This is a genomic window from Paramaledivibacter caminithermalis DSM 15212 (assembly GCF_900142245.1).
GTDB lineage: Bacteria > Bacillota > Clostridia > Peptostreptococcales > Caminicellaceae > Paramaledivibacter > Paramaledivibacter caminithermalis.
Map to the genome: position 1 here is coordinate 1 of NZ_FRAG01000087.1, position 9,339 is coordinate 9,339.

Annotated in this window: 10 protein-coding genes; 1 reads left to right on the plus strand and 9 read right to left on the minus strand. The window is 29.0% G+C overall.

The genetic code is table 11. The features are described from left to right. Nucleotides 1–480 precede the first annotated feature (480 nt). From BUB36_RS20575 to BUB36_RS17665, 5 genes are all read right to left on the minus strand, one after another. Nucleotides 481–813, minus strand: a complete 333-nt coding sequence (locus BUB36_RS20575; protein ID WP_330390544.1) for a reverse transcriptase domain-containing protein — start codon at nucleotides 811–813, stop codon at nucleotides 481–483. A 324-nt stretch (nucleotides 814–1,137) separates the two neighbouring features. Continuing rightward, the gene (locus tag BUB36_RS17650; RefSeq protein WP_073153344.1) at nucleotides 1,138–2,241 is read right to left on the minus strand and encodes a radical SAM/SPASM domain-containing protein; all 1,104 of its coding nucleotides are present in this window, start codon (nucleotides 2,239–2,241) and stop codon (nucleotides 1,138–1,140) included. Between the two features lie 44 nt (nucleotides 2,242–2,285). Then, entirely contained in the window at nucleotides 2,286–3,806 is a 1,521-nt protein-coding gene (locus BUB36_RS17655; protein WP_073153347.1) for a B12-binding domain-containing radical SAM protein, read from the minus strand. Between the two features lie 4 nt (nucleotides 3,807–3,810). Continuing rightward, complete coding sequence (locus BUB36_RS17660; RefSeq protein WP_073153358.1) at nucleotides 3,811–4,098, minus strand: AzlD domain-containing protein; 288 nt, start codon at nucleotides 4,096–4,098, stop codon at nucleotides 3,811–3,813. Nucleotides 4,099–4,173: 75 nt separating this feature from the next. Then, entirely contained in the window at nucleotides 4,174–4,911 is a 738-nt protein-coding gene (locus tag BUB36_RS17665; protein ID WP_084112128.1) for an AzlC family ABC transporter permease, read from the minus strand. Nucleotides 4,912–5,136: 225 nt separating this feature from the next. Here BUB36_RS17665 and BUB36_RS20455 point away from each other — a divergent pair, with 225 nt between their 5' ends. Beyond that, nucleotides 5,137–5,268: a hypothetical protein gene (locus BUB36_RS20455; RefSeq protein WP_278247868.1), complete on the plus strand. Its 132-nt coding sequence runs from the start codon at nucleotides 5,137–5,139 to the stop codon at nucleotides 5,266–5,268. A gap of 1,087 nt (nucleotides 5,269–6,355) precedes the next feature. Here the strand turns inward: BUB36_RS20455 and BUB36_RS20460 are convergent. From BUB36_RS20460 to BUB36_RS17685, 4 genes are all read right to left on the minus strand, one after another. After that, complete coding sequence (locus BUB36_RS20460) at nucleotides 6,356–6,487, minus strand: hypothetical protein (RefSeq protein ID WP_278247869.1); 132 nt, start codon at nucleotides 6,485–6,487, stop codon at nucleotides 6,356–6,358. A 117-nt stretch (nucleotides 6,488–6,604) separates the two neighbouring features. After that, nucleotides 6,605–7,618 carry an aldo/keto reductase gene (locus BUB36_RS17675; protein WP_073153350.1) on the minus strand — a complete coding sequence of 338 codons (1,014 nt, stop codon included), beginning with the start codon at nucleotides 7,616–7,618 and terminating at the stop codon, nucleotides 6,605–6,607. Between the two features lie 523 nt (nucleotides 7,619–8,141). Further along, nucleotides 8,142–8,321, minus strand: a complete 180-nt coding sequence (locus tag BUB36_RS17680) for a hypothetical protein (RefSeq protein ID WP_073153353.1) — start codon at nucleotides 8,319–8,321, stop codon at nucleotides 8,142–8,144. 368 nt (nucleotides 8,322–8,689) lie between these two features. After that, entirely contained in the window at nucleotides 8,690–8,887 is a 198-nt protein-coding gene (locus tag BUB36_RS17685) for a cold shock domain-containing protein (RefSeq protein ID WP_073153356.1), read from the minus strand. Nucleotides 8,888–9,339 lie beyond the last annotated feature (452 nt).

Consider the following 9,339-nt stretch of genomic DNA (forward strand, 5'->3'; position numbering starts at 1 on the left):
TATTTGTGCATATATCATAAGAGCAATACATTTAGAAACAGTAAATTTCTTAACATATTTATCTATACCCAAAATTTTTAAAATTTTTAAAGATTTTTTTAAGAGATTTATGATAAAATCAAGTGTTGTTTTTTTATCCTTGTTCATTTTTGCTTTCTGTCCTTTCATTAGAAAATTTGAACAAGGACTACCTTATCACTTATCTTATCATATTTTATCTGGCAAAAAAATCCCTAAATTTCTGTTTTTTTTCCTTGACTTTTGTTTTTATTTTTTATGCAACACCAGTGTCCAAGCTTATATAATAAAACAAAAAAATTATTCCTATATATTTTTTAAGGAATAATTTTTTATTATATTAGATACAAGAATAGATATAGATATTCCAGTAAAACAGTTAATTTATACACATCAACCCGTACGTGAGGTTCTCCCTCATACAGCTTTCCTTAACTTTTCTTCTTTCAGCATTATGACTTTTTAACTGATAGCAAGACGTTTTAACCCCTTATTACATGTTTTTCTTATTGATTTTAACACCATATGTTGATTTCGTTTTTGTCTAAATCCATATGAGCACTCCTTAAAATCTGCTTCAAATATTGGTTCTATTAATATCTTAGTTGCTGCTTGTATAATTCTGTCTTTTACCATTGGTATACCTAATGGACGCATTTTACCACCTAATTTTGGTATTTCAACCCTTAATACTGGTTTAGGTCTATATGTTTTATCTTTTAGTTCTTTCTGTATTTCTTCAAGTACTTTGTCTATTCCTATTTCTTCTACTTCATCTATTGTTATTTTACCTATTCCAGCACTACCTCTGTTAGCCTTTACATTTTCCTAAGCTTTCTTAAGTATATCCATTCTATATATCTTCTCATATAGGGCATGGAATCTTCCATCTTGCTAGCTTTAGCTGATAAATATAGTTTTACTTGAAGTTTTCGAACTTTATCTATGGCGTTATTAGTCCTTTAGCCAATCACTCGCTCTTACCTCCTTGTAAAACATCAGTTAAGTAGGGGACCTTCCCTAAAGCAGGTTTTGCTGTCCTACTTATCATTGGTACTATATCCTTCTCCGACTCCCTCTTGGTTATCTTATTATTTATGTTATATTTCATAAGCTAAATTATGGATGCAGATAAGGATAAATCCCTTCATTTCGTTTCAATTCCTTACCAAGATACTTTACGATTTTACATAATCTTTCATTCCTTTTATAGAGATCTCCTGTTTCATTAAATGATTCTCCCGCACAGCTTCCTGCACAATTGTATATGTATTCACAACCTTTACATTCAATTAAATTTTCAACTCTTCTTGATTTTAGTTTCTCTATTTTATTATAATCATACTCAATAATTTTCTTTTCTTCATTCCATTTACCATAAATAAAAATATCTAATGGTGACCCTTCCTCATAACACATTTCACAACTACTAACTATACCACTAGGAGTTAAATGAGGTGCTGGTAGTAAAGAACGACATGCGATATCTACCTCTTCATCAAAATTCATTGTTGCGATGGTACCATAAAAAACACCTAAAGACTTTGCATATTTATAGGCTTTTAGAAATTCTTGTGCAAAAATTATAGAATCTACTTCCCCTGTTAGATATTTATTTTCATCCTTACTTACTTGTGCACATATTTGATCTACATAAATTGCTCTTACCCCTAAATCATAGTAATAATCAATGAGTTCTTTTTGCTTTTTTACATTAAAATTCCCTATTGTGGACCGGATACCTATAACCATATCTTTTTTACTTTGTTCCTTGAGCTCCATAAGTTGTTTTATGTTTTTTTCAATTAAGCGACCAGATCCTCTTCCATTTTTAGTAGTTCTATTCATATCATTGATTTCAATAGGTCCATCTCCAGAAATCCATAAAATATCTATATTATCATGTAACCACTCTAATGTTTTACGATTGAAACATCCATTTGTTTGCAATTCAACCTTTATATCACCAATTAAATCTCTAGCATATTCTAAGATTTCATCCATAATCTTTATCTCTAAAGTAGGTTCCCCTGAAGCGAAAAAGCCTAAATAATTTGACTTAGTCATTTCATAAAAATCACTCAGTCCCTTTTTTGCAAATTCAAGATCTAGAACTTGTTTAGGATAATCGTCTTTTTCCATGTTAACCCAACAATAATTACAAGATAAATTACATTTGTTTGTTACAATAAAAGTACAAATATTTTTTCTAAAATGTCCCATTGTTAATCACTCCTAATACTATCTGTTTTTATTACACTCCTTTATTAACTTGTAGTAAACTTATTGACAATAGAATAATCTCTAAGTCCTAACTTTTCATACAGCTCTTTATAGTGACTATTATATTTATCGTTTTTACAAAAGCACTTTTGTGAATGAGCCAAAGCCAGTAACCAAATGCAATAAATCTCATATCTACTCATATTTTCTGTTTCATAGGGAGGTATACCATTACCCAAGAAATCACAATTCATAAAATATTTATTAGGATCATTTTCTAAAATCTTTATTTGATAGGATTTACTTTTATTATATATTTCAGAGCCTGGGTAAGGCATCATAATAGAGAAATGAGTCGTATCAATATAGCTTTCCGTTATCAATTTTCCTATAAATTTAATCGTTTGTATACAAGAATCTAAAGTGTCATGAGGCAAACCAAACATTACATAGGCTTGTACTTGAATATTGTATTTTTTTATAATATTACAAGCTCTTAGTGTGTCGTTTGTATCAACCATTTTATTAACAGCTTCTAGAGATCTGGAGTTGGTAGTTTCAATACCTAAAGCTATTTGGATATTCCCTGCTTTCTTCATCAAATTAATAATCTCTTCATTCACATTTGGTGGATAAACCTGACACCACCATTTAACATCAAGCTTTCTTTTAATTATTTCTTTACATATTGCGCTTGCATGGTTTAAATCATTTAGGAATTCTAAGTCTCCCATTACAAAAAATTTTTTTTTATAATGAAAAATTAACTGTTCTATCTCATCTACAACCTGCTTAGGACTTCGTTTTCTATAACTTCTCTTAGTTGAATTATCTGCCGTACAATAAATACAACTATTATTACATCCTCTAGCAGTATATACTCTAGGTACAATAATATCTCTATATTTTTTTTCATATAGCCCATAATTCATATATGGTAAAATATCTAGATTATCAATATTATCAATGGGTTTGTTTTTATAAATCTTATAACCTTTTCTATAGGTAATTCCTCTTATCTCCTTAAGGTTAACTCCTTTAGATTTTGATTGTGCCAAGATATTTGCAACAATTAATTCTCCTTCATTTCTAACAATAAAGTCAATATTCCTATTTTTATTAAGTATGAATTGGTCATTATTAGTGGGATAATATCCTCCCCAAAATATAAAAGCATCATTATTAAGTCTTCTAATTGTATTCGTAATGTATTCAGCTCTATTTTCCGATATTGTCATAACAGAAATACCGTATAGATTTGCTGAATATTTTTTTAACTCCTCATAAATATCTTCATCAGTAAGAGATTCTTTTGTTTCTATCCTTTTCATAAAATCCATAAGATGAAAATCAATAATCTTAACTTTATATCCTAATTCAGTCAAATAAGATCCAATTGATAGTATGCCATAACTTGCTTCTATAGGCAAATCACCTAAAAGACGTCCTGAGTTAATCTCCATTTCAGACCAATACTTTATTTCAATTTTTTGACTTTCACTACCCTTTTCCTCCCGAGACAATAATGGCGGTTGAATTAATATCATGTCAAATGAGCTTAACATCGTTTCACCTTCCTAAAAAATAAAACATTCCAAGACCTGTCATAATTGAAATACCTATTGATTTTGATTTAAGGGCTACCACAAACACAACTAATGAGATAAGAATTTTAACATCTAATAAAACTAGTTGCTGATTTTTTATAAATATATCTGGAAAAATTAATGCACTAAAAATTGCTACAGGTATATATTGCAGCCATTTATTCAATTTCTCAGATTTTCGGTGCTTTGCTAGAAATAATAACGGGACACAACGGGGTATATATGTCACAATACCCATCCCGATTAACATTATTATAAATGAATAAATATTCAATTTATCACCCCACTCATATTATGATGTTATATAACCATATCACATATCTATCTATTCTTCCCCAATGGTTTCTATATTATTGTTCTTCTTACGTTCTCCTTCCACATCTATATAATAAGCGATTGTCACAGCTATTAGAGTAGCGATAATAATATTTAAATTGCTTTTAATAATAAAAGAAAATACTACAGATAATACCCCTGAGATAAATGCCACATACCAATAAATACTTCTCTTTAATTGAAAAGAAAGTAATGCAATAAACATAGCTGTTAAAGCATAACTAAACAATTCTGTCTCAATAGTAATGGCTGGACCTATTAAACCACCTATTGTATTACTAAAAACCCAAGCAATAATTGCTGTAATATTTACCAAAAAAGCATGCTTGTAGTCCCAATCCTCAGACTTAAACTTATTATAGTTTATTGCAAATGTCTCATCTGTAATACCATGAGCAAATAACAATAATTTTGTTTTTTTGATTTTATCAAAGTATTTAGATAGGGTAGAACTTAATAAAAGGTGCCTTAGATTTATAACGAATACAGCTATAATAATTGAAAATACACTTGCTTGTGTACTAATCATAGAAATAGATATGAACTGGGCACTTCCAGCAAAGACAATAATAGAAATTAAGGCTATCTGTATTGGACTCAATCCAACTTTTGCGGCTAAGATACCACATGCTAAACCTAGTGGCAGATATCCAATACAAACAGGGCTTGCAGCTATAAAACTACGAAATAGTAATTTTTTAGAATCCAAAAAATTCTTTTTATTCATATAAATACACCTCCCTACTATAATTTATTAGCGTTTAGCATAACTTAAAACGCTTGATATTACTTTACTTAAAAACATAAAAATTTCTTATCACTCTGTAAATTTTTTCTATTTCAAAAAGGATTTTGCCTCACTTATGTCGAATATTATATTTATGTATAAGGATTGTAAATTATGTGTCCCTATAGCTAATAATTTCAATATTTCGAAAATTTTGATTGTTATTTGGGCTACAAAAATCATTTTCTAACCGATGTTATCTATGATTTAACTATAGCTGAAGTTACTACTACAGCTATAGTTATGGAATTATCTGTAACAGCTGATTTTTTAGTACAAATGAATGGTCGTCTTTAAAAAAACTATTTCATTGCTGATAAAGGTTATGATATAAAATATATTAAGAATTTTGCAAGTCCTAGCCTTCACGATCATGCTTTTATCCCTATAAATCCTAGAAAAGAGCATACTACACCTATCTAATGTTAATGTTTTATGTGATGCTGGTCTTGTCATACATAAAGATGGGAAACAATATTTTGATGATAAAATTAAATAAAAATCCAATTGTCCTTTTACAACTAAAAAATGTGACTCTTCATGCCTATATAAACATCCAAAATACTTCAACAACAAGAAAAATCATGGATGTACTAAATATATTACAATCGGAACTGACTACCGTGCTTTCATCAATAGAAACTCTATCTTTTTTTAATCTGTGCTATCAGAACTGAATCTGAAAAATATAACTCTAAATGAAAAAATCTAAATCTTGAAAAAGCTTATGTTAAAAATATTTAATCAATATCTAATTTAAATACTCTCGGACATATATCTTTACTTTCCTTAGCTTACACCGTTATTAACTATAGCTTCATCAACAAACTGGAATACCTAACAGGACATAAAAAAGTATCATAACTTAAAGCTAATTTAAATTTAATAGTTCTTTCTCCGCTATAGCTATGTTTGTTTTTATTTCCATTTTTTAATTGTTCGCATCTGCTAAAGCTCTTGATTCTTTCTTAATGCTATAGCTTTCTTTATATATTTGATTAATTTTACAGATAGTTTTACCCATATTGCAACTATAAAATTTATACCTTTTGTATTTAGCATTTAAAGTCTTAATTCTAGGGGATATGTAACGATTGGTCGGAAAATCTTCTAAAAAAAATGAAAATTTGTTATATCTCGAAGTGAAATGTTCAACTTCTCATATATCATAATTTTATTACAATTGCATTAACATTTCAATTGTTTTAATTAGCAAATTATTACATTTATCTTGTTAAAACGACAAGCAATGCTCTTAATATGAATCTACCCCCAACCAATACAAATAACTACTTTTCAATTTCTAGTATCTTTAAATCCTCACCAGTTGCTCTAGTACCAATAGGAGTGGTATTTTCAGCTGTTTCAAAATCATTAGCAAGCTTTAATCCTCCTGGGGACTTTCCAAAATCTCTATAAGCTTAGAACTAACTGTAGCAAATTCACTTTTGATAACCTTAAGACTTCTTACATATTTTTTTAGCCCATTGTTTAAAACTACTACTATCCAATCCAACTCTAGCAACTACTGTATTACTATCTATTGCATATTACCGTAGGACTTTGTAAATTTAAATGTTTGAAAATAGTAACTTTTTTACACTTTTCATTTGAAATTTATTAGACTTTTAAGTTATTTAGCAAAATTTTGTGAAACTCTCTTAAGCATTTCTACTATAGGTAGATTATATGGACATCTTGGCTCACACATGCCACATCTAATGCAATCTTCAGCTTTTTTATCTAGACTCATATATCTATCCTTTGCCCATTGTGGTAAATCGTATCTTAACAAATATCCTTCTAAGACAAATTGTGTTGGAATATCTATCCCTACAGAACATGGTTGGCAATAACCACATCTTCTACAAAACTCAGTTCCTAAACTAGCGGCTTCTTTTTCTATTATATCTCTTTCCATATTAGACATAGGTATAAATGGGTTTGCTACTGCTGCATTATTTCGTATATGCTCAGCCTCATCCATTCCAGGTATAACTACAGTAACATTCTTATTTTCTAATATATATCGTAATGAATACTCTACATTTCTTATAGCTCCGCCTGCTACTGGCTTCATAACTATTACACCGATGTCTAGCTCATTTGCTCGCTCAAACAAATCCTCTCCTTGGCGTTCTATAGGATTATAAGGAAACTGAATACTTGCAAATTCATTTGTTTCTATTGCATCAACTAATATATCTAAGGAGTGACTAGTTATGCCAATATTCTTTATCTTTCCCTCCTCTTTGGCTTCCTTCAATGCCTTTAATGCTCCTGAGTCAGACATGACTCGTTTATATATTTCTTTAGTTTTAATATTATGCATTTGATATAGATCAATATAATCTAGCTGAAGCTTTCTTAAACTTATTTCAATATCAGCCTTCATCTCCTCGTAAGATCTAGCCATGGATTTAGTTGCTACATACCAATGCTCTCTAGAAGTAGCATTAATGCCATAACCAATCAACTCCTCACTTTTTCCATAAGCTCGTGCAGTATCAATGAAATTTATACCACTTTCCTTAGCAATTCTAATTAATTCTATAGCCTTTTCCTTAGTAGCCTTTTGTATTGGTATACCACCAAACCCTACTGCTGCTGTTTCTATATTAGTTCTACCGAGTCTTCTCTTTTGCATATTATCACTCTCCTTTAAATACAATTTTCTTACTGTTTCCTCTGATATATGTGCAATGTATTCTTTTGTTATATTCTATATTTTTTCATGGATTCCTTTCTTGATTTTACATAATTGTAAAAAAGAGAACCGATAATAATGAATCCCAAATAGCCTTTGATGGGATATAATATACTAACCAGCTTTGCAAACACTACTTTACTGCATAATAATGCAAATGAACCTATTATAATAGTCACTAATATTTTATTTTTTTGTAATTTTTATATTATATACATACAATCTTTCAACCAGTGCAAACATAAGACCAGCTAAAGTTGTAAATATACTTTAAAAAAGAACACAAGCATAGGCTGTACCCAAAAACTTATTATTACGCTGAGCAACAATAAGAATTGGCATATCTGTTTTAGAAACTAATGAAAAGTTTTTTACAGTTGCAAAACATAATACTGTACCAATGCTACCAAGAATTACCCCTCCAATTGCGGCTCCTTTTATGATATCTTTCTTATTTTTTTGATTATACGCCCAAAGGAGGTGCTAAAACTGCAATTGCCATTACCGTATTATAAGATACAAACAGCACAGTATAAAGAAACCAATTATTAGTTAATCCTTTAATCATTATTGATTCACAGAAAATAGCATCTATTCCATTTAAATATCCAATAGCTCCTGTTATAGCTGCAATAACAATCATTACAAGAACAACAATATTAAAACTATTGATTAGTCCTTTCTAAAATTTTATCTCTCAATCCAGCTTTTCATAATCTTCTATTTACATTTCATTTCCCCAAAATCCCATTATTCATCTATTTTTTAAAGATTTTTGATGTGTATAAATTAATTGTTTTACTTGAATATCTATAATTTAAAAATAATAAAGTCAAAAACGCAAAAAACCCTGAACTGTTTCAGGGTTTTAGTAGTTTCTATATTAAAATATACATTAAGAATTTAAGTAAAGACTTTAATCTATACATACCCAAAACGCCCAGAAACGTTACGTATTTGTGCATGTATAAATTAAGTTTTGCTATGTAAATCCTAATTTATTATCTATATTTAAAATTTAACTACATTAATTGCTTGAGGTCCTTTTTCACCTTGTACAACATCGAATTCAACTTCTTGTTCCTCATCTAAAGTTTTGAATCCATTTCCTTCGATAGCTGAATAATGAACAAATACATCATTTCCGTCTTCTGATGTAATAAATCCAAATCCTTTGTCACTGTTAAACCATTTTACTTTACCTTTCATTAAACAATTCCTCCATTAATTTTCAATTTGTAACTAGGTTACCATGTAAGATTATCACTTATATCTATTTATGTCAAGCCAAATCAGAAAAATATTTTTTTCTTTTTTAAAACTAACATTCTAAACCAGTTATTATAACTCAGCCTGAATTATTCATAACTCAATGAATTATGATGAAAATTAATGTTAAAAGGTAAAATCTTATATCTGAAGTTCTGGTTTCATTAACAATAGAACCAAAGATTATAATTTTAATAAGATACCAACTCAAAATCTTATGTTGTAACCTAAAAAAGAGCAGACTAATCCCTTGGTTATTGCTTTAAGGTTTTCAAATTTGATTTTATAAATTATGCAAAAGTAATATTATCAATGTTTTTCATAATTATTTGAAATTTGTCTTTATAAGGATAACTACTACTCATTCTAAAAGTAGTCTTTCTTCCAGATTT

What these genes read in the sequence shown, in the direction of transcription:
- BUB36_RS17655 (WP_073153347.1), bottom strand. Translation starts at nt 3,806, where the DNA reads ATGTTAAGCTCATTTGACATGATATTAATTCAACCGCCATTATTGTCT.
- BUB36_RS17665 (WP_084112128.1), bottom strand. Translation starts at nt 4,911, where the DNA reads ATGAATAAAAAGAATTTTTTGGATTCTAAAAAATTACTATTTCGTAGT.
- BUB36_RS17660 (WP_073153358.1), bottom strand. Translation starts at nt 4,098, where the DNA reads ATGTTAATCGGGATGGGTATTGTGACATATATACCCCGTTGTGTCCCG.
- BUB36_RS17675 (WP_073153350.1), bottom strand. Translation starts at nt 7,618, where the DNA reads ATGCAAAAGAGAAGACTCGGTAGAACTAATATAGAAACAGCAGCAGTA.
- BUB36_RS17680 (WP_073153353.1), bottom strand. Translation starts at nt 8,321, where the DNA reads ATGATTGTTATTGCAGCTATAACAGGAGCTATTGGATATTTAAATGGA.
- BUB36_RS17650 (WP_073153344.1), bottom strand. Translation starts at nt 2,241, where the DNA reads ATGGGACATTTTAGAAAAAATATTTGTACTTTTATTGTAACAAACAAA.
- BUB36_RS17685 (WP_073153356.1), bottom strand. Translation starts at nt 8,887, where the DNA reads ATGAAAGGTAAAGTAAAATGGTTTAACAGTGACAAAGGATTTGGATTT.